Raw genomic sequence first — 20714 nt, 5'->3', positions numbered from 1 at the left:
CGACCTTAGCGCCGTTGGGTTCGCGCGTGAACGGACAAAACGGCGCGTCTGGAAATTCGCAAAATTTTCGCAGCCTACAGACCTGTTTCAGACAGGCCCGCATCACTGCGCCCGCGCCTGTCATGGCGCAGAGCGGCATATAGAACATGCGTGCGCCAGCGCCCGTCGATTTGCAGATAGCTTTGCGCGACGCCCTCGTATTTGAACCCGCATTTTTCCAACAGACCGCGCGATGCGACGTTGGACGGCAGGCACGCGGCCTCGATCCGGCTGATATCCATCCGGTCGAACGCGTAATGCGCGACGGCCTGAATCGCCTCGCGCATGTAACCCTGCCGCGCGTGGTTTTCGCCGATCCAATAGCCCAACGTACCAGACTGGCTGGGCCCGCGCCGCACATTGTCCAGCGTGATCGCGCCCAGCAGGCGGTCATCCTCGCGCCGGATCAGGAACAGCGGCAGCGCCGTGCCACCATTGATGCTGCGCTGCGCCCAATAGACGCGGTTGGTAAACCCCTTGCGCGACAGGTGGTCGGTGGCCCAGCTGGGCTCCCACGGGGTCAGAAACTCTGTGCTGGTACGGCGCAGATGCGCCCAGTCGCGAAAATCGGGCATGGCAGGCTGGCGCAGGGTCAGCCGTTCGGTTTCGATACGGACCTTGCGGCGCGGCAGGAACATCAGGCCGCGCGCCGTGTCTGGAGGGCCTCCAGCGTCGGTGCATCCTGAACCGGCCCATAAAGCGCCAGTGCAGCCGGCGCATCCTGAGCGGTCTTTTCGGCGAGGGTCCGCACATCGGCCAGCGTGACCGCGTCGATTTTCTCGACCACCTCCTCCAGACCGGGTACACGGCCCCAGATCTGGATCATCCGCGCCAGACGCTCGGCCCGGTTGCTGGGGCTCTCCAACCCCATCAGCAGGCCGGCCTTCATCTGGGCGCGGGCGCGCTCCACCTCGTCGGGGCGCATGTCGTCGGCGGCGCGCTTCATCTCGTCAATGGTGATCTCGGCAAGGCCCGCCATGCTGCCCTCGGACGTGCCGGCATAGATCGTCATCATTCCGGTATCGGCATAGGCCCCGGCCTGCGCGTAGATCGTGTAGCACAGCCCCCGCTTTTCGCGAATTTCCTGAAACAGGCGTGACGACATGCTGCCACCCAAGGCCGTGGCATAGATCTGCGCGGTGTGAATGTCCGCATCGCCATAGGCCGGCGATTCGAAGGCCAGCGCCATATGCGCCTGCTCCAGCGTCTTGACCTTGCGGCTTTCGCCGCCCTGGAACCGGGCCAGTGGCGCGACCGGTGCAGCGCCCGGCGCCATGTCGCCGAACATCGCCTCGGCCGCCTTGACCAGCGCGTCGTGATCGACGGCGCCCGCCGCCGACAGCACCATCTGGCCAGGGCGATAGTGCTGGTCGACAAAGCCGGTCAGATCCGCACGGCCAAACCGCCCGACCCCCTCCTGCTGACCCAGAATGGCGCGGCCCAGCGGATGATCGGGATAGGCCTGCTCTTGCAACCAATCGAAAATAATATCGTCCGGCGTATCCAGCGCCTGCCCGATCTCTTGCAGGATCACGCCGCGCTCGACCTCAACCTCCTTGGGATCGAAGGTCGAGTTGCGCAGGATGTCGCCCACCACATCCAGCGCCAACGGCACGTCATCTTTCAACACACGGGCGTAATATGCGGTGACTTCGCGGCTGGTATAGGCGTTGATGTAGCCGCCTACATCCTCGATCGCCTCGGCGATCTGCAAGGCGCTGCGGCGCTCTGTGCCCTTGAAGGCCATATGCTCAAGGAAATGCGCGATGCCGTTCTGCTCGGTCTGCTCGTTGCGCGCACCGGCCAGCACCCAGACGCCGATGGCAGCAGATTGCAGGCCCGGCATTGCCTCGGTCACGATGCGAAAGCCGTTGGAAAGTGTGGTCAGGTTTACCGTCAACGCGCGATCCTGTCTTTGATGAGGGTCTCGATGGCCCCAAGGTCATTCTCGACCTCGGTAATCCGTTCGTCCCGCTCATACAGGTCTGTCATATGCGGGGGCAAGGGGGGGTGCTGACCGCTGGCCTCTTCGACCGCTGCCGGGAATTTGGCGGGATGCGCCGTGGCGAGCGTGATCATCGGAACGTCCGGTGTCAGATGCCGTTCGGCGACATGCACGCCAATGGCACCATGCGGGCACAGCAATTCGCCCGTTTCGTCCCACGTCCGGCGGATCGCGGCGCGGGTCTGATCCTCGTCGCAGCGGCCCGAATCGAACGTCTCGCGCAGCGCCTCAAGCGCGCCCTGGCTGACGGTGAACCCGCCCGCCTTCAGCTCGTCCATCAGCTGCGCGGTGGCGGGGGCGTCGCGGCCATATGCCTCGAACAGGGCGCGCTCGAAATTGGACGACACCTGAATGTCCATCGATGGGCTGATCGACGGAATAACGCCATCAGGTGTGTAATCGCCACCGCTCAGGCAGCGATGCAGAATGTCGTTCTGATTGGTCGCCACCACCAGCCGATCAATGGGAAGGCCCATACGCTTGGCAATATAGCCCGCGAAAATGTCACCGAAATTGCCCGTCGGCACGGTAAAGCTGACCTTGCGGTGCGGCGCGCCCAAGCTAACCGCAGAAGTGAAGTAATAGACGACCTGCGCCAGCACGCGCGCCCAGTTGATGCTGTTGACCCCGGCAAGGCCGACCTCATCACGAAACGCGAAATCGTTGAACATATCCTTAACGCGGGCCTGACAATCGTCGAAATGGCCGGTCATCGCCAGCGCATGCACGTTATCCTCGCCCGGTGTGCTCATCTGACGACGCTGCACTTCGGACACGCGCCCATTGGGGTAGAGGATGAACACATCCACCATCTCAAGCCCGCGAAATGCGTCAATCGCCGCCGAGCCCGTGTCGCCGCTGGTCGCGCCCACGATACAGACACGGCTGCCGCTGCGCTTGAGTGACGCCTCGAACAGCTGGCCGATCAGCTGCATCGCGAAATCCTTGAACGCGAGCGTCGGGCCGTGGAACAGCTCCAGCAAGTGATGCCCCGGCGCCAGCTGCACCAAGGGCGCGCGCGCGGCATGGGCGAACCCGGCATACGCGCGCGCGATGATGTCCTGAAATTCAGCATCGGTGAACGTGTCGCCGATATAAGGGCGCATCACGCGAAACGCGACCTCCTCATAGCTGAGGCCCGCCAGCGCCGCGATCTCGGCCGGTGCCATCTGCGGAATACTCTCTGGCAGGTAAAGACCGCCATCGCGGGCAAGGCCGGTCAGCATCGCCTCTTCAAAGCTCAGGATCGGGGCTTGTCCCCGGGTGGAGATATATTTCATGTCTCAGACCTCACATCATTTTCCCTGCCGGGACGCCGCATGCGCCATAGCAGATACCCTGTCATCACCAGCCAGATAAAGGCCAGCGAGAACCAGGTGATCGCGTATTGCAGATGATCGTTGGAAATACCCGCGCTACCGACCGGTAAGGGCGTGATGCCCGCAGGCGCGCCGCCCTCCTGCCGACGGACGACCAGCAGCACCGGCTCGGTTCCCAATGCGGCGGCCATGGCAGGCACGTCGCGGGCAAACCAGATGCCTTTTTCCACGTCGGGCGATGGGGTGTAGCCGTCCACTTCCTGCGGCCAATGCAGATTGCCGATCAGGCGCACCGGGCCCAGGCTGCGCGGCCTGTCCTTGGCGTTCAGGGGGATAAAGCCCCGATCGACCATGATTCGCCGCGTGCCGATCTCAACCGGCTGGATCAGACGGTATCCGGCACCCAGATCCTTGGCGCCGACAAGGACGTGCAGCTCGGGCGCGGCCAGATTGCCGACGACGGCAACGGGGGCGTATTTGTCACGCTCAGGGTCGATCCGGACAGGCAGGGCATTCGATGTGCCTGCGATTCGCAGCTCGATATCGGCCAGAATCGCCTGTTTCCAGGCGAGGCGCTGCATCTGCCAGACGCCCAGCGATACCAAGACCGCCGCCCCCAGCAGACCAAACAGCAATGGGACCGCAACCCGCCGCATCAACCCTCATCCTTCCAAGCAAAAATGCGGAAGGCTCCCCCTCCCGCATTTTCTTCTTGCTGAAAATATCCTCCGCGAAGCGGCAAGATTTTTCGCGAAAAATCTTCATCTACCCCAGATGTAAATGGAGGCGAACAGGAACAGCCAGACCACATCGACGAAATGCCAGTACCACGCTGCCGCCTCAAACCCGATATGGTTATCGGGGGTGAAGTGGCCACGCATCGTGCGCAGCAGGCAGATGAACAGGAAGATTGTGCCGATAAACACGTGGAAGCCGTGAAACCCGGTCGCCATGAAGAAATTCGCGCCGTAAATATTGCCAGAGAACCCAAAGGCTGCGTGGCTGTATTCGTAAAGTTGGAAGGCGGTAAACAGAACGCCGAGGACAACAGCGATCGCCAAACCCTTCTTCATATCTTCGCGGTTGTTTTCATGCACCAGCGCGTGGTGCGCCCATGTCGCGGCGGCGCCCGAGCATAGCAGGATCAACGTATTGATCAGCGGCAGGTGCCACGGATCGAACGTCTCGATACCCACGGGCGGCCAGACGCCGTCGATGGCCGGGGATTGTGGCCCCATCGGATACATCGCATTCTTGAAAAAGCTCCAGAACCACGCGGCAAAGAACATGACCTCGGACATGATGAACATGATGTAGCCGTAGCGCAGCCCGATCCGCACCACCGGAGTATGATCCCCTGCATGATTCTCGGCCACGGTTTCCGACCACCAGCCAAACATGGTGTAGAGAACGCCCGTCAATCCCAGCAGGAACACCCAGGGCTGGTTGTTTTCGACCTGCGGTGACATCCACAGGACCGCGCCAAACAGCATTACAAACCCTGCGACCGCTCCCAAGAAGGGCCAAAGAGACGGGGATAGGATGTGATAATCGTGGTTCTTTTCGTGTGCCATCTAGTGTTCCCTCGTGGACGGGCCTCGAACATATCGCGCAGAACCTTACGAACGGCTAAACGCGGAATGCTGTGCAACGCTCTTTTGTTTCGCTGCGTCCGGGGGTGGCCCTGGCTTTGGAACACCCTCGAACGCGTCAGTTTACGTTTCTACCGGTTTCGACGTCTTGCGCAAGTGTCGCCTGCCTTTCGGGCAGATCGATCTCGTAGAATGTATAGGATAATGTGATGACCTTGGTGTATTTCGCATCGCGGTCGTTTACGATGGCAGGATCGACAAAGAACGTCACGGGCATATCCATCCGCTCGCCCGGTTGCAGCACTTGTTCGGTAAAGCAAAAGCACTCGATCTTTTCGAAAAAACCGCCCGCTTCATACGGCGTGACGTTATACGCGGCCTGCCCGGCAATGGGGCGATCGGTGGGGTTGTACGCCTCGAAGAAGGCCAGCCCGGTTTCGCCGATGCGCAGCTCCATCTCGCGCACTTCGGGCTTGAACTCCCACGGCATGTCGCGCGAGAGGCTGCCGTCGAAACGCACCTTGATCGTCTGGTCCAGAATGACGTCCGACCCGGCCTCGGCCACGCCGGTGATACCGCCAAAGCCTGTAACACGGCAAAACCAGTTATAGAACGGCACCGACGCCCAGGCCAGCGCGCCCATGATCACCACGACGCCAACAAGCGTCAGGGCCGTGCGCCGTGTCGCGTCAGTCCTGGCCATATCCCGCCCCCTTTATCGTGTCTGGGACCGTAAACCCATCCTGGCTCACCTTTGCCAAGGTGAGGCCGAAAACCAATGCGACAAATGCAGCCAACACCAGACCCAACCCAAGATTGCGGCTGAAACGGCGGGCGTGGATTTCGTGCTGTTTGCGAAAGGACATCACAGCCCCCACGAGGCGAAGGGCGCGATGTCCATGCCGCGCAGCGTGGCGTCGACCAGAATCGCAACGAAAAGCCCGAACAGATAGTAAAGCGAGTGTTTGAACACTTTTTTCTCGGTGGCATAGCCATCGGCCTCGGCGGTGGCCTCATCGCGGCGCCAGATCGTCCAGGCTCCGCGCAGGAAAAGTGCGTTCAGCAGGACGGCGGCAACGATGTAGGCAGGCCCGCCAATCGAGGTGAAGCCCAGCGCGAATGACACCGGCACCAGAAGGATGGTGTAGGCCAGAATGTGATTGCGCGTGACGCGGCGCCCGTGGGTTGAGGTCAGCATTGGCACGCCGGCCTCGTCATAGTCGGACTTCATAAACAGGGCCAACGCCCAGAAATGCGGTGGCGTCCACATAAAGATCAGCGTGAACATCAACACCGATTCGATCGATACGCCGCCCGTCGCCGCCGCCCAGCCGATCATCGGAGGGAACGCGCCCGCGGCGCCACCGATGACGATGTTTTGCGGTGTCCACCGCTTGAGCCACATGGAGTAGACCACCACGTAGAAAAAGATGGTGAAGGCCAGCAGCCCCGCCGCGACGAAATTCGTCGCGAGGCCCAGCATGATGACAGAAATCCCAGACAACGCGATGCCAAATCCAAAGGCCTCGCCCTCGGTAATGCGACCGGCGGGGATGGGGCGGCCTTTGGTGCGCTTCATGATGCGGTCGATATCGGCATCCCACCACATGTTCAGCGCACCTGACGCGCCGCCACCGATGGCGATGAACAGGATCGCGGCAAAGCCGACGATGGGGTGCACCGAAACCGGTGCCGCCAGCAGGCCGACCAGCGCGGTAAAGACGACCAGTGACATCACCCGTGGTTTGAGCAGCGCAAAGAAATCGCCAAAACCGGCATCCTGTGGCCGGGCGTCCGGGGTCTGGGCCGTGCTGGCGTTCAGGCTTGCATCGCTCATGTCTCACTCCGCTTGCGGGCGCATGCCCTTGTCAGCTGGTCGATCTGGATCGCCTCAAACCGAATGCCGGTTTGGGACGGTTCATCACCTGTCCCCCGCCGCAATGGCGCACCTCCAACATGTGCAAAGGGGCGTGCCTCGGTTGCGGCAAACTTATTGCGCGGCAGCCACCTTGTAGCTTTGCGGCGCTTCCAGCCCGGCATATTCGTCCTTGGCCTCCTGAAGCCAGATGTCATACGCCTCTTGGCTGACGACCTTGACCGTGATCGGCATATAGGCGTGATCCTTGCCGCACAGCTCGCTGCACTGGCCGAAATAGACGCCTTCACGCTCGGCTTTGAACCATAGCTGCGCCAGACGGCCGGGCACCGCGTCCTGCTTCACGCCGAAGGCGGGAATGGTCCAGCTGTGGATCACGTCCGCGCCGGTTACTTGCATGACGACGGTCTTGCCGATCGGCACGACGACGGCGGTGTCGGTCGCCAGCTTGAATTCTTCGCGGCTATACCCCGCCTCTTCCAGCTCGGCGATGACTTCGTCATTCAGAACCTTGCCTTCGCCAATCATGAAGGATTCAAAGCCGAAATCCTCATCTGTGTACTCGTATCCCCAGTACCACTGGTATCCGGTTACCTTGATGTTGATGTCGCCTTCGGGAATTTCCTGTTGCTTGAACAGCACCGGCAGTGAAAACGCGCCGATAAAGACCAGAATCACGATAGGCACGATCGTCCACGCCACTTCGACGGGTGAATTGTGGGTAAATTTCGCCGGTGTCGGGTTCGCCTTCCGGTTAAAGCGGAGCATGGCGTAGATCAGCAGGACCGTCACGAAAAGAGTGATGGCCGTGATGATCACCAGCACCATACCGTCCAGCCAGAACAGATCGCTGGCCAGTTCTGTGGCCGCAGGCTGAAAACCCAAGCCGCCCGGAGTCGGCGTGCCAACGATTTCAAGATTGTCCTGCGCCATCGCGGGCACGGCGGTAAGCGCGGTCATCGCCGCCAGCAGTTTGGATTTGTATCGCATAAGGCACCCTGATCGGTTGAAGCGGATATATCGTCGTCAGGGTGCTCGCCTCCCTTTAGGCAGACTCCCCCGTTGTATCTGTGGCCGTTAAAACCATATTCTTAGCCTACAGACAAGAATGACGGTTGTGACAATGTCATCTTTGCCCTGATTTAGATCAAAAACCGGGGCGGCATAGTGCCACTCCGGCAAAAAAGTGACCGGCGCACCCCGGTGTCGCCCCAAATCCCAGAAGCAGGATTCCGCATGCCCGACGCCCCCTTTCGCCCGTTCGAGGATAATCTGGACAAGGATGCCGCATTGACCCAGCTGCGCCATGCGACCGGCGGCGCCGATGACGGCGAGCTGTTTCTGGAGCGCACCCGCAGCGAGGCGCTGGTGTTCGACGACGGGCGCATCAAGACGGCCAGCTATGACGCGGGCGAAGGGTTTGGCCTGCGCGCCGTGCGCGGCGAGGCGGTGGGCTATGCCCACAGCTCTGACATATCAGAGGCGGCACTGACGCGTGCCGTGGATACCGCGCGACTGGCCGTCGGGGATGGCGGCGGCACCATGGCGCCGACTCCGCAGGCGACCAACCGGCGGCTTTATACCGATGAAGACCCTATCGCGGGCGCCAGTTTTCCGGTCAAGATCGAGACGCTGCGCCAGATTGACGCCTTTGCCCGCGATCTGGATCCGCGCGTGGTGCAGGTGTCTGCGGTGATCTCTGCCTCGCTCCAGGAGGTCGAGATCCTGCGCCCCGACGGCACCCACCTGCGCGACGTGCGGCCGATGACGCGCGTCAACGTGTCTGTCATTGTCGAAGAGGAGGGCCGCCGCGAACAGGGCACCGCCGGCGGCGGCGGGCGCGTGGGGCTCGACGGGCTCATTGATCCTTCGGACTGGCAGAGCAAAGCGCGCGAGGCGCTCCGCGTCGCTGTCGTCAACCTCGGCGCCGTCCCTGCCCCGGCGGGCGTGATGGATGTTGTGCTCGGCCCCGGCTGGCCCGGCATCCTGCTGCACGAAGCGATCGGTCACGGGCTGGAGGGCGATTTCAACCGCAAGGGCGCGTCGGCCTTCGCAGGGCTGATGGGGCAGAGAATCGCCGCGAAGGGTGTGACGGTGCTGGACGATGGCACACTCGCGGACCGGCGCGGCAGCATCACCATCGACGACGAAGGCACGCCATCGCGCCGCAACGTCTTGATCGAGGACGGAATTCTGGTCGGCCTCATGCAGGACCGCCAGAACGCCCGCCTGATGGGCGTCGAAGCGACAGGCAATGGCCGCCGCGAAAGCCACGCCCACGTGCCGATGCCGCGCATGACCAACACCTACATGCTGGGCGGTGACGCCGCGCCGGGCGATATCGTCGCGGACCTCAAGGACGGCATCTACGCCGTCGGATTCGGCGGCGGTCAGGTCGATATCACCAACGGCAAGTTCGTGTTTTCCTGCACCGAGGCGTACCGCGTGCAAAACGGCGAGGTCGGCGCCCCGGTCAAGGGCGCCACGCTGATCGGCGACGGCGCGACCGCGCTTCAGCAGATACGCGCCCTCGGCAATGACATGGCGCTCGATCCCGGCATGGGCAATTGCGGCAAGGCGGGCCAGTGGGTGCCGGTCGGTGTGGGCCAGCCGACGGTGATGATCGGCGGGCTGACGGTGGGCGGCTCGGCAGGCTGATCGGGCGTAAGCGCTGCCCGAGGGTCAGGGATTCGGGTATTTGAACCAAGAAAAAAACACCGGGCGCGCAAATGGCAGCGGTCTGTATCTGCTATATCTCGGTGTCAGCCCAGCCGATCCCGACGTCGCCCGGCCGAAGCGACTAAGCGGTCCCGGTTGCCCCGGAATTTGGCGCCCAATTCGATCTGGTCGGCGACATTTTCGCAATGGGCGGCCAGATCACGGGCCGCACATACTGGTTGGCACCGCATCCTGAGAGGTCGGACATTTTGCGGATCTGAGTAAGGTTTACCGCCTGTTAACCAGACATGCGCTACATCTGATTCTGCAAGACGACGGAGCCATGATGCCTGAGGAAACACATCCTTCCACTCACCCCCCACTCCCACCCACCACGGAAGATGATCGGGTATCATGGCTTCGTCTTTTGCGTTCGCGGCGCGTTGGCGTCGCGACCTTTTACCGTCTGCTGGCCGAACATGGCACGGCGCAGGCCGCGCTGACCGCCCTGCCCGAAGTAGCCAAGGCCGCAGGTATCGATGACTACGCCGTCTGCCCCGAAGGCGTCGTTCTGGCTGAAATGCGGGCCGCGCGCACGGCCCGGGCGCAGATGCTCTGCGTGACCGATCCACTTTATCCCGTCGCGCTACGCGACATTCCCGATCCACCCCCTATCCTGTGGGCCATGGGTGATATCGGGGCGTTGGCCCGGCCCAAGATCGCCATGGTTGGCGCGCGCAATGCATCCTCGCTGGGCACACGCATGGCGCGGGCGCTGGCAGGCGAATTGTCGAAGGCTGGATATGTCATCGTGTCCGGCCTTGCCCGCGGCGTCGACACGGCTGCACATGCTGCAACAGTAGATGGCGGAACGATCGCGGTGATGGCCGGCGGCGTCGATGTCCTCTATCCCGCTGAGAACGCGAAACTGGCGGGCGAGATCCTGCGCTGCGGCGTGCGCCTGTCCGAGATGCCGATGGGTACCCAACCGCAGGCGCGTCATTTCCCACGCCGCAACCGGATCATCAGCGGCCTGGCCGGCGCCGTTGTCGTGGTCGAGGCGGCGGCGAAGTCGGGGTCGCTGATCACGGCGCGCAACGCTCTGGATCAGGGGCGCGAAGTGCTGGCTGTGCCCGGCCACCCCTTCGATGCGCGCGCTGCCGGATGTAACATGCTGATCCGTGACGGCGCGCGGCTGATCCGCAGCGCCGCCGACGTGATCGAGGCCTTGCCGGCGACCCAGACAGCTCAGCCCGACTTGCCACTATTGCCCGAACCCATCACCCCCGATCCGCCCGAATGTCACAGCCTGCGTGACGCCTCCGATCTGCACGCACGCATCCTCAGCCGTCTCGGCCCTTCGCCTCTGGCCGAGGATCAGCTGATCCGCGATCTGGGCACACCTGCCCGCACCGTCGCCCCCGCGCTGATTGATCTGGAACTGGACGGGCGCATTCGCAGGCAGGCGGGCGGGATGCTGTCCCTGGCGGACTGATCAGACCTGCCGCACGGCAAAAGAGGGTGTCCACGGCGCCGCATTGACAATCCCTCTTGCGCCCCCACATGGTGCGCCGCCATAAGAGCCGCCCCGAGTGGAGAGGAATTTCATGCCCGTCGTCGTCGTCGAATCCCCGGCCAAGGCCAAGACAATCAACAAGTATCTCGGCCCGGATTACACGGTGCTGGCATCCTACGGTCACGTGCGCGACCTGCCGCCCAAGGATGGCTCGGTCGATCCCGATAACGGATTTGACATGAAGTGGGAGATCGGCACCGACAGCCGCAAACACGTCAAGGCAATCGCCGATGCGCTGGCAAACGACAACGCCCTGATCCTCGCGACCGACCCCGACCGCGAGGGCGAGGCGATCAGCTGGCATCTGGAAGAGGCGCTGCGAAAGCGCAAGGCCATCAAGAAGGACACGCCGGTCAGCCGCGTCGTCTTCAACGCAATCACCAAGGCCGCCGTGACCGAGGCGATGGCCAATCCCCGTCAAGTCGACGCGCCGCTGGTCGAGGCTTATCTGGCCCGCCGCGCGCTGGATTATCTGGTGGGTTTCAACCTCAGCCCGGTCCTCTGGCGCAAGCTGCCCGGCGCGAAATCGGCCGGGCGCGTGCAATCCGTCTGCCTGCGCCTGATCGTCGAGCGCGAGATGGAGATCGAGGCGTTCAACGCCCGCGAATACTGGTCCGTCAAGGCGCTGCTGGCCACGCCTCGCGGTCAGGAATACGAGGCACGCCTGACGACCTTGGCGGGCAAAAAGCTGGACAAGTTCGATCTGGCGAACGCCACGCAGGCGGAAATGGCCGTTCAGGCGGTCTCCAGCCGAGCGCTGAGCGTGACCTCGGTCGAGGCGAAACCGGCCAGCCGAAACCCGTCGGCCCCGTTCATGACCTCCACCCTTCAGCAGGAGGCCAGCCGCAAATTCGGCATGGGCGCACGCCAGACGATGAGCGCGGCGCAGCGCCTGTATGAGGCCGGGCATATCACTTATATGCGAACCGACGGCATCGACATGGCCCCCGAGGCCGTGACTGCCGCCCGCGACGCGATTGCCGACCGGTACGGCAAGGAATACGTGCCGCCCTCGCCGCGTATCTACAAGAACAAGGCGAAGAACGCGCAGGAAGCGCATGAATGTATCCGCCCTACGGAAATGACCCGCGACGCGGCGGCGCTAAAGATCACTGACCGCGATCAGGCCCGGCTCTATGATCTGATTTGGAAGCGGACGCTCGCCTGCCAGATGGAGGGCGCCCGGCTGGAGCGCACCACGGTCGAGATCGGCAGCGATGACGGCCAGATCGGGCTGCGCGCGACTGGTCAGGTCGTGCTGTTCGACGGGTTCCTGCGCGTTTACGAGGAAGGCCGCGACGATGTGGCGGACGAAGGCGATGATGCCCGCCTGCCGCAGATTGCCGAGGGCGACAAGGCTGCGTTTGGTAAATCCGGGCTGAAGGCGCAGTTCGCCAAGGCCGACAAATCCGACAGCATCATCGAAGACAGCGCGCCGGGCATGGCCCGTCATGACGCTGCCATCCTGTCTGAAAATGCCGCTGTTCTGGGTCTGCAATCGCACACCCAGCCACCGCCGCGCTATACCGAGGCAACCCTGGTCAAGCGCATGGAGGAGTTGGGCATCGGACGCCCCTCGACCTATGCCAGCATCGTGACCACGATTCAGGACCGCGAATATGTCCGCAAGGACGGCAACCGCCTGATCCCCGAGGACAAGGGGCGGATCGTCACGATCTTCCTGCTCAACTTCTTCAAGCAGTATGTCGGGTACGAGTTCACCGCCAATCTTGAGGAAGAGCTGGATCATGTCAGCGCAGGCGAGGCCGACTGGAAGGATATCCTGACCCGATTCTGGCGCGATTTCTCTGCTGCCATCGCCGAGACGACCGAACTGCGCATTTCCGAGGTGTTGGATGTGCTGGACGACGCGCTTGCGCCCACACTCTATCCGCCGCGCGAGGACGGGAGTGATCCACGCGTCTGCCCGCTCTGCGGTGAGGGCAAGCTGCATCTCAAGACGTCTAAATCTGGCGGTTTCGTCGGCTGCGGACGCTATCCGGAATGCCGCTATACGCGTCCTATCGGCGCGGATGCCGCCGAATCCGGCGACCGCGTGCTGGGCGAGGATCAGGGGGATGAGATCAGCCTGCGCTCGGGCCGCTTTGGCCCATATGTCCAGCGCGGTGAAGCGACAGAAGAGAACAAGAAGCCGCCGCGCGCGTCCCTGCCAAAGGGCTGGACGCCCGACGCGATGGATCTGGAAAAGGCGCTGACTCTGCTCAGCCTGCCGCGCGAAGTAGGCGCGCATCCCGATGATGGTGAGTTGATCGAGGCCGGGATCGGGCGGTACGGGCCGTTCGTCAAGCACGGCAAACTTTACGCCAACCTCAAGGAAGTGGACGAGGTCTTCACCATCGGCATGAACCGCGCGGTCGAGGTTCTGGCGCAAAAACTGGCCAGCCGGGGCGCGGGCCGGGCGGCGGCCAAGCCATTGAAAGAGTTGGGAGAGCATCCCGAAAGCGGCGGTGCAATCAACGTGATGGAAGGGCGCTATGGCCCCTACGTCAAGTGGGAGAAGGTTAACGCAACCTTGCCCAAAGGGACCGAACCGGAGGATGTAACCGTCGCCATGGCAGTGGATCTGATCGCCGAAAAAGCCGCGAAAGCGGGCAAAGGCGGCGCCAAGAAAAAGGCCCCCGCAAAAAAGGCCCCCGCAAAAAAAACCACAGCCAAAAAACCATCCGTCAAAAAAGCGGCGCCAAAGAAGGCTGCCGCTGAAAAAACAACTGCGAAAAAGACGGCGACCAAGAAGCCCGCAACCAAGAAAAAGGCCGACGAAGAATGACGCGGGCCACTCTACAGGCGTCGCTCCGGGGCGCTACACGGTTTTGTTATTGGAACCCATCTCGCGCGATCATCATTTTCACTATAAGGGTGTAACGTTGCGCCCGCCAGAATGAGAGGATTCGCGCCATGACCGATACCAAATTCAACCGCCGCGCCGCATTGGCCGGGGGCGCTGCCGCATTCGTCACACTGGCCACGCCCGGCATCCTGCGTGCCCAAGCCGACGGAGCACGTCGTAACGTCTCCAGCTTCGTCACCCAGAACTGGCAGGATCACTTCGATACGCTGGGATCGGGCGCAATCGTTTGCGATACGACGTCGCGCGCCTTGCACTACTGGAATTCGGACGCGACCGATTACCGCGTCTACCCCACATCCGTGCCCATGACCGACGATCTGACACGCACCGGCTATACCAAGATCGTGCGCAAGAAGGTCGGGCCCGATTGGACGCCGACATCGAACATGAAAGCAGCTAACCCAGATCTGCCCGATTACATGCCGCCCGGTCCCGGCAACCCTTTGGGTACGCATGCAATGTATCTGACATGGCCCGCCTATCTGATCCACGGCACGCATGACACCCGCAAGATCGGGCGCAAATCGTCGTCTGGCTGCATCGGCCTGTACAACGCCAAGATCGAAGAGCTGTTCGCGGTGACCCCGATCGGCACGCAAGTCCGCATCATTTGACGCCCCTCCGCCGCGATAGGTAGTAACCCCTAAACAGGCCGGTTGCGGCGGCGGCGGCATTGACTTTTGCGGCCCCCCTGCCCCACAACCGTTGCAACCGTGCCATATTAGGGGTTTTTCAATGAAGAAAGTATATCCTGACGCCGCCGCTGCGCTGGATGGGGTGCTGTTCGACGGCATGACCATCGCCGCCGGCGGCTTTGGTCTGTGCGGCATCCCAGAGCTGCTGCTACAGGCCATCAAGGACGCAGGAACGAAGGATCTGACCTTCGCCAGCAACAATGCGGGTGTCGACGATTTTGGCATCGGCATCCTGCTGCAAACGCGGCAGGTGAAGAAAATGCTCAGCTCCTATGTGGGCGAAAATGCCGAATTCATGCGCCAATATCTGGCGGGCGAGCTTGAGATCGAATTCAACCCCCAAGGCACCCTGGCCGAACGGATGCGTGCCGGCGGCGCGGGCATTCCCGGCTTTTACACTAAAACCGGCGTCGGCACGCAGGTGGCCGAAGGCAAGGAACACAAGGATTTCGACGGCGAGACCTATATCCTTGAACGTGGCATCGTCGCGGATCTGGCGATCGTCAAGGCGTGGAAGGCCGACGACACCGGCAACCTGATTTTCCGCAAGACCGCGCGCAACTTCAACCCGCCTGCCGCGATGTGCGGCAAGATCTGCGTTGCCGAGGTCGAGGAAATCGTGCCACGCGGATCGCTGGACCCCGACAACATCCACCTGCCCGGCATCTATGTGCACCGCCTGATCCAAGGCGATCATGAGAAACGGATCGAACAGCGCACCACGCGCAAAAGGGAGGACGTGTAATGCCCTGGGACCGTAACCAAATGGCCGAACGCGCCGCGCAAGAGCTGGAAGACGGCATGTATGTCAACCTTGGCATCGGCATCCCGACGCTGGTGGCCAACTATGTCGGCGACAAGGAGATCACCCTGCAATCCGAAAACGGCATGCTGGGCATGGGCGCCTTTCCCTACGAGGGCGACGAAGACCCCGACCTGATCAACGCAGGCAAGCAGACGATTACCGAACTCAACCGCACGTCCTATTTCGACAGCGCGACCAGCTTCGGCATGATTCGCGGGGGCAAGATCGCGGCGGCGATCCTTGGCGCGATGGAGGTCGCGGAAAATGGCGATCTGGCGAACTGGATGATTCCCGGCAAGCTGGTCAAGGGTATGGGCGGCGCGATGGATCTGGTCGCCGGCGTCGGCAAGGTTATCGTCGTGATGGACCACACCAGCAAGCATGGCGACAGCAAATTGCTGAAGAAGTGCACCCTGCCGCTGACCGGCACAGGTGTCGTGAATCGCATCATCACGAACCTGGGCGTTCTGGACGTGGTCGAAGGCGGCCTGAAGATTGTCGAGACCGCCGATGGCGTCACCGAGGATGAAATGCGCGCCGCAACCGGGGCGACCATCGTCTAAACGCGAAACGGCTTGTACAAGACCACAAGAAAATACGGGCGGTGCCATGCGGCGCCGCCCTCGATTTTCCGCGCGCCCTATTCGCTGACCGCACGACCACGCCCGCCCGGTTCCAACGCGAGCAAACGCTGGCGCCACACCCGACCCGATTATCGCGATGGTGCAGACCGTCGTGGTCGACGGCAGTCTGGATTCGATCCAAAAGTTCAAAAAAGACAATCGGGGTATCGACGATCTGGCTAAATATGGCGCCTTCATCGAAGAAATAGCAGCTTATCTGCAAGCCACCGTGGCCTGCCGGTTGGACGTCATCGTCTCGGGCGGCTCCCGTTCGGGTGAAACGACAACGCTGAACGCGCTGACCTCGTCAATTGATGCGCAACGGGCGTAGTCGACTCAGACGTCCTGAATCGATTCCAGATAGGCCAAGAGCGCGGCCAGAGGGCGCGGTGTCGGAGTCATCACACCATCGCCGGTCTGAACCGGAACGGTATCACCCTCCAGCAATGCGCCAAATTCCGGCATCTGCTCGCCGGGGATCTGCGCCCGGTGATAGCCGTCGATGGTCGAGAGCACCCGCGCGCGCGGGAATTTGCCCTGGCTGGACAGCTGCGTCAGGTCTGTCGGCTTGGGCGACAGGCGCTTGGCCAGCGGCCCATCGCCCTTGCCCGAAGGGCCATGACATTGCACGCAATTCTCGACATATAGCCTGCGGCCCTCATCGGCCTCGGGCATGGAACTGGTCTGCATGCAGGCCGCCAGAACGCCAAGCCCGCCCAGCCCGACCGCCATCACTGCGTATTTCATTGCCGTCTCCTTTGCCTCAGATGGTCACTGACGGTCTGCGCCGCCTTTGATCAGATGAACTTGCCAGCCAATGCGTCATCGATCAACTGCACAGTTTCATCCACCCCGTAAAGCGCGATAAACCCGCCGAAGCGCGGCCCTTGCGACGCGCCCAGAAGCACCTCGTAGAGGGCTTTGAACCAGTCGCGCAGCGGATCGAAACGGTCGCGCCCCACGCCATACACCACAGATTGCAGCGCCTCGTCATCGCGCCGGCCGTCATAGGCTGCCAACTGGTCGCGCAGTTCCATAAGCGCCTCACGCTCCAGATCAGTCGGGGCGCGGTATACCTTGGCCGGTTTCACGAAATCGGCGTAGTAGCGCAACGCATGGCCCACGGCCTGATCCATGTCGGGATTCGCCTCGGCGCTAGCATCGGGCGCGTAGCGCTGAATGAACCCCCACAACTGGTCCTTACGCTCGGCCCCGGCGACCGAGGCGAGGTTGAGCAACATCGAGAACGGCACGACCATGCGGCTTTCCGGCACGCCGTCCGGGTGGATATGAAACACCGGGTTATTGACCCGCGCCGCCGCATCCTGCCCCGCATGGGCGCGCAATTGCTGATGATATTCATCCACCGCCTTGGGGATCACGTCGAAATGCATCCGCTTGGCCGTTTTCGGCTTGGCATACATGAAATAGCTCAGCGACTCCGTCGAGGCATAGGTCAGCCATTCGTCGATGCTGATGCCATTGCCCGAAGTTTTCGAGATTTTCTGACCATTCTCGTCCAGAAACAGCTCATACGTAAAATGCTCGGGCTTCTTGCCGCCCAGGATTTCGCAAATTCTGTCATAGATCGGCGTGTTGGTGCTGTGATCCTTGCCATACATTTCGAAATCGACGTCCAGCGCGGCCCAGCGGGCGCCGAAATCGGGCTTCCACTGCAATTTCACGTTGCCCCCCGTGACCGGCAGCGTCATTTCCTGCCCGTCTTCGGTGTCGAACGTGATCGTGCCATTGGCGGCATCGACATGTTTGATCGGCACGTACAGAACGCGCCCCGTTTCGGGGTGGATCGGCAGGAAGATCGAATAGGTCTGGCGGCGCTCGTCCCGCAGGGATTTCAGCATGACCTTCATCACGTCGTCATAGCGTTCGGCAGCGCGCAGCAGCACCTCGTCAAACTGGCCGGAGCGGTAGAATTCAGTCGCTGAAATGAATTCGTATTCGAACCCGAACGTATCCAGAAACCGCCGCAACATCGCGTTGTTATGCGCGCCAAAGCTGTCATGCGTGCCGAACGGATCGGGCACGGAGGTCAGCGGCTTTTGCAGATGCTCGGCCAGCGCCTCGCTGTCCGGCACGTTGCCGGGCACCTTGCGCATGCCGTCCAGATCGTCGGAAAAACAAATCAGGCGCGTGGGAATATCACTGATCAATTCGAACGCACGGCGGATCATCGTAGTGCGCAGCACTTCGCCGAAGGTGCCGATATGCGGCAAACCAGAGGGGCCATAGCCCGTCTCGAACAGCACGTAACCCTTCTCGGGGGCCTTCTTCTCATACCGTTTCAGCAGCCGGCGCGCTTCTTCGAACGGCCAGGCTTTCGAGGTCATTGCAGCGTCGCGCAAATCGGACATGAGATTCTCCAGGTATCAGGCCCCCGCGCGGATACGCGGATGGCATCGCCGCTTCCTATTGCCGAGGGGGGCGAAGGTCAATAATCTGCGCCCGAAGACCCCGCATTGCAAAGGATTATCCCAATGAACGAGACCGTGACGCACCCGCTGAGCGCGCAGGACTGCCTGGTGGCCGTCATGATCGCGGTTTCCGCCTCGGATGAACAGATTCGCACCGCCGAACTGATCAAGATCGAAAGCGCCGTGAACAACCTGCCGATCTTTGGCGATTATGACGAGGATCGCGTCCATATCGTGGCGCAGACGGTGTTCGATCTGTTCTCGGACGAGGATGGGCTGGACGCCCTGTTTGGCCTGATCCGCGACAACCTGCCCGAACGCCTGTTCGAAACCGCCTACGCGCTGGCCTGCGACGTGGCCGCCGCCGATGGCACGCTGGCCGACAGCGAACTGCGCTTGCTGGAGGAAATCCGCTACGAGCTGAACCTCGACCGCCTTCATGCCGCCGCGATCGAGCGCGGCGCGCGTGCCCGCCACATGAGCCTGTGACAGGCCGCCAAAACCAAAAGGATACCCCCAATGCACTGCGTTTTCGTAAACATCCGCTGCAAGCCCGGCACCTCCTACAAGGTGGCTGAAGAAATCACCCTGCGCGAGGTCCATTCCGAGCTGTACTCGACCTCTGGCCCGTTCGATCTGCTGCTGAAACTCTACATCCCCGACGCCGAGGACGTGGGCATATTCATCAACGAGAACCTGCTGAATATCCCGAATATCGAGCGCACTGAAACCACCCTCACCTTCAAGGCGTTCTAGGCCATGCTGGAGAAACTCCGCGATCTCATCGGCGCCGCCAATGTCCTGACCGGCAGCGACATGGACAGCTATGCGCGCGATTGGTCGGGCGCCCCGCAGGGCACGCCGCTGGCCGTGGCCCGCCCCGCATCGACCGTCGAGGTGTCGGCCATCGTCAAGCTGGCGAATGAGACCGGCACGACGATCGTGCCTATCTCGGGCAATACCGGCCTGACCGGCGCTACGTCAGCCGATGGCGCGCTGCTGCTGTCACTGGGGCGCATGTCGAAGATCCGCGAAATCCGCCCCTCCAGCCGCCTTGCCATTGTCGAGGCCGGCGCGATCCTGGCCAGCATCCACGACGCGGTGGCCGAACACGGGCTGATCTTTCCACTGTTTTTCGGGGCGCGCGGATCGGCCATGATCGGTGGTGCACTGTCAACCAACGCGGGCGGCTCGAACGTGCTACGCTATGGCAACACCCGCGATCTGTGTCTGGGGATCGAGGCGGTGTTGCCCACGGGCGAGGTGATCGACCTGATGCGCCAGCTGCACAAGGACAATTCCGGCTATGACCTGCGCCATCTGCTGATCGGGGCCGAGGGCACGCTGGGCATCATCACCGCCGCAGTGATCAAGCTCTTCCCCGCGCCGCTTGCCAATGCCACCGCGATGGTCGCCGTGCCGCGCGTGGGCGATGCGCTGACCCTTTTGAACCGATTGCAGCAGGAAACGGGCGGCGCCGTGCAGGCGTTCGAATACATGCCGCGCGCCTATATCGAAACGCATCTCAAGCAATCTCCGGGCGCGCGGGCGCCTTTTGACGACCGCTATGACGTCAACATCATGGTCGAGGTCGGTGCTACCGCGCCGCGCGATGCAGAGCCGGACGAAAATGGGCAGATTCCCATTGCCACCCATCTGGAAAACGTCCTTGCGGCCCTCTTCGAAGAGGGCGCGATTCTGGATGCCGTGGTCGCCCAGAACGAGGCGCAACGCCGCGAGATGTGGGCCCGGCGCGAGGCCGCAGCCGAGGTGATCACCTATCAGACGCCGCATGTGGACCGCGACATCGCCGTGCCAGTCGACCGCATGCAGGAGTTTCTGGACCGCATAGCCGAGATGATTGCCGAGCTTGATCCCGGCGCGCAGGACGTATCTGTCGCGCATCTGGGCGATGGAAACCTGCATCTTGGCGTGTTCCCCACCCGCGATGACGACGATCTGTGCCAACAGATCGGCGATTTGGCAGAAGACGCGGCCGTTGCGATGGGCGGCAGTTTTTCGGCCGAGCATGGCATCGGGCTGAAAAAGCGCGCCGCGATGGCGCGTCACAAGAACCCGGCCGCGATGGCCGCGATGCGCACGATCAAGGCGGCGCTCGATCCGAATGGGATTCTGAACCCTGGCAAGGTCCTGCCTGACGTCTGAGCGTTTTTTGAGTATTTGGAGAACATTGAAAGGGCGGGTGCAGGTATGTGCACCCGCTC

Annotated in this window: 19 protein-coding genes and 1 pseudogene; 10 read left to right on the top strand and 10 right to left on the bottom strand. The window is 62.2% G+C overall.

Annotation, left to right across the window (positions count from 1 at the left end; genetic code table 11):
* Positions 1 to 74: 74 nt before the first annotated feature.
* The 8 genes from FGD77_RS11070 to coxB form a co-directional block, all read right to left on the bottom strand.
* The gene (locus FGD77_RS11070) at positions 75 to 677 is read right to left on the bottom strand and encodes a GNAT family N-acetyltransferase (protein WP_255009549.1); all 603 of its coding nucleotides are present in this window, start codon (positions 675 to 677) and stop codon (positions 75 to 77) included.
* Complete coding sequence (locus FGD77_RS11065) at positions 677 to 1939, bottom strand: pitrilysin family protein (RefSeq protein ID WP_255009548.1); 1263 nt, start codon at positions 1937 to 1939, stop codon at positions 677 to 679. The genes FGD77_RS11070 and FGD77_RS11065 overlap by 1 nt, the downstream gene beginning before the upstream one ends.
* Positions 1936 to 3324 (bottom strand): threonine synthase, encoded by a 1389-nt coding sequence (thrC, locus tag FGD77_RS11060; protein WP_255009547.1) that lies wholly within the window; start codon positions 3322 to 3324, stop codon positions 1936 to 1938. Before thrC ends, FGD77_RS11065 begins: the two co-directional genes overlap by 4 nt.
* A complete protein-coding gene (locus tag FGD77_RS11055; RefSeq protein ID WP_255009546.1) occupies positions 3321 to 4019 on the bottom strand; it encodes an SURF1 family protein in 699 nt (232 codons plus the stop codon). Before FGD77_RS11055 ends, thrC begins: the two co-directional genes overlap by 4 nt.
* A 105-nt stretch (positions 4020 to 4124) precedes the next feature.
* Complete coding sequence (locus FGD77_RS11050; protein WP_255009544.1) at positions 4125 to 4937, bottom strand: cytochrome c oxidase subunit 3; 813 nt, start codon at positions 4935 to 4937, stop codon at positions 4125 to 4127.
* Positions 4938 to 5073: 136 nt separating this feature from the next.
* Positions 5074 to 5658: a cytochrome c oxidase assembly protein gene (locus FGD77_RS11045; protein ID WP_255009542.1), complete on the bottom strand. Its 585-nt coding sequence runs from the start codon at positions 5656 to 5658 to the stop codon at positions 5074 to 5076.
* Between the two features lie 162 nt (positions 5659 to 5820).
* The gene (gene cyoE / locus FGD77_RS11040) at positions 5821 to 6792 is read right to left on the bottom strand and encodes a heme o synthase (RefSeq protein WP_255009539.1); all 972 of its coding nucleotides are present in this window, start codon (positions 6790 to 6792) and stop codon (positions 5821 to 5823) included.
* Positions 6793 to 6945: 153 nt separating this feature from the next.
* Positions 6946 to 7821, bottom strand: a complete 876-nt coding sequence (gene coxB / locus FGD77_RS11035) for a cytochrome c oxidase subunit II (protein ID WP_255009536.1) — start codon at positions 7819 to 7821, stop codon at positions 6946 to 6948.
* Positions 7822 to 8067: 246 nt separating this feature from the next.
* Here coxB and tldD point away from each other — a divergent pair, with 246 nt between their 5' ends.
* From tldD to FGD77_RS11000, 7 genes and pseudogenes are all read left to right on the top strand, one after another.
* Positions 8068 to 9489: a metalloprotease TldD gene (gene tldD / locus FGD77_RS11030; protein ID WP_255009534.1), complete on the top strand. Its 1422-nt coding sequence runs from the start codon at positions 8068 to 8070 to the stop codon at positions 9487 to 9489.
* Positions 9490 to 9835: 346 nt separating this feature from the next.
* Positions 9836 to 10984 (top strand): DNA-processing protein DprA, encoded by a 1149-nt coding sequence (gene dprA, locus FGD77_RS11025; RefSeq protein WP_255009532.1) that lies wholly within the window; start codon positions 9836 to 9838, stop codon positions 10982 to 10984.
* A 112-nt stretch (positions 10985 to 11096) separates the two neighbouring features.
* On the top strand, positions 11097 to 13853 hold the full coding sequence (topA, locus tag FGD77_RS11020) for a type I DNA topoisomerase (protein ID WP_255009530.1): 2757 nt from the start codon (positions 11097 to 11099) through the stop codon (positions 13851 to 13853).
* A 128-nt stretch (positions 13854 to 13981) separates the two neighbouring features.
* The gene (locus FGD77_RS11015) at positions 13982 to 14548 is read left to right on the top strand and encodes a L,D-transpeptidase (RefSeq protein WP_255009528.1); all 567 of its coding nucleotides are present in this window, start codon (positions 13982 to 13984) and stop codon (positions 14546 to 14548) included.
* Positions 14549 to 14669: 121 nt separating this feature from the next.
* Positions 14670 to 15374 (top strand): CoA transferase subunit A, encoded by a 705-nt coding sequence (locus FGD77_RS11010; protein WP_255009526.1) that lies wholly within the window; start codon positions 14670 to 14672, stop codon positions 15372 to 15374.
* Complete coding sequence (locus FGD77_RS11005; protein WP_255009523.1) at positions 15374 to 15997, top strand: 3-oxoacid CoA-transferase subunit B; 624 nt, start codon at positions 15374 to 15376, stop codon at positions 15995 to 15997. The genes FGD77_RS11010 and FGD77_RS11005 overlap by 1 nt, the downstream gene beginning before the upstream one ends.
* A gap of 154 nt (positions 15998 to 16151) precedes the next feature.
* Positions 16152 to 16373: pseudogene (locus FGD77_RS11000) on the top strand (CpaF family protein); the annotation flags it as partial.
* A 20-nt stretch (positions 16374 to 16393) separates the two neighbouring features.
* Here the strand turns inward: FGD77_RS11000 and FGD77_RS10995 are convergent.
* Both FGD77_RS10995 and FGD77_RS10990 read right to left on the bottom strand, forming a co-directional pair.
* On the bottom strand, positions 16394 to 16804 hold the full coding sequence (locus tag FGD77_RS10995) for a cytochrome c (RefSeq protein WP_255009521.1): 411 nt from the start codon (positions 16802 to 16804) through the stop codon (positions 16394 to 16396).
* A gap of 50 nt (positions 16805 to 16854) precedes the next feature.
* Positions 16855 to 18429: a lysine--tRNA ligase gene (locus FGD77_RS10990; RefSeq protein ID WP_255009518.1), complete on the bottom strand. Its 1575-nt coding sequence runs from the start codon at positions 18427 to 18429 to the stop codon at positions 16855 to 16857.
* Positions 18430 to 18552: 123 nt separating this feature from the next.
* Here FGD77_RS10990 and FGD77_RS10985 point away from each other — a divergent pair, with 123 nt between their 5' ends.
* The 3 genes from FGD77_RS10985 to FGD77_RS10975 are packed head-to-tail and all read left to right on the top strand — an operon-like array spanning position 18553 to position 20655.
* Positions 18553 to 18978 carry a tellurite resistance TerB family protein gene (locus tag FGD77_RS10985; RefSeq protein ID WP_255009516.1) on the top strand — a complete coding sequence of 142 codons (426 nt, stop codon included), beginning with the start codon at positions 18553 to 18555 and terminating at the stop codon, positions 18976 to 18978.
* Between the two features lie 30 nt (positions 18979 to 19008).
* Positions 19009 to 19245: an Lrp/AsnC ligand binding domain-containing protein gene (locus FGD77_RS10980; RefSeq protein WP_255009514.1), complete on the top strand. Its 237-nt coding sequence runs from the start codon at positions 19009 to 19011 to the stop codon at positions 19243 to 19245.
* 3 nt (positions 19246 to 19248) lie between these two features.
* Positions 19249 to 20655, top strand: coding sequence for an FAD-binding oxidoreductase (locus FGD77_RS10975; RefSeq protein ID WP_255009511.1), 1407 nt, complete (start codon positions 19249 to 19251; stop codon positions 20653 to 20655).
* Positions 20656 to 20714 lie beyond the last annotated feature (59 nt).

The organism is Roseovarius sp. M141 (assembly GCF_024355225.1).
Classification (GTDB): domain Bacteria; phylum Pseudomonadota; class Alphaproteobacteria; order Rhodobacterales; family Rhodobacteraceae; genus Roseovarius.
The sequence above is the reverse complement of the archived record's forward strand: the minus strand, read 5'-3'. Positions and strand labels throughout refer to the sequence as shown.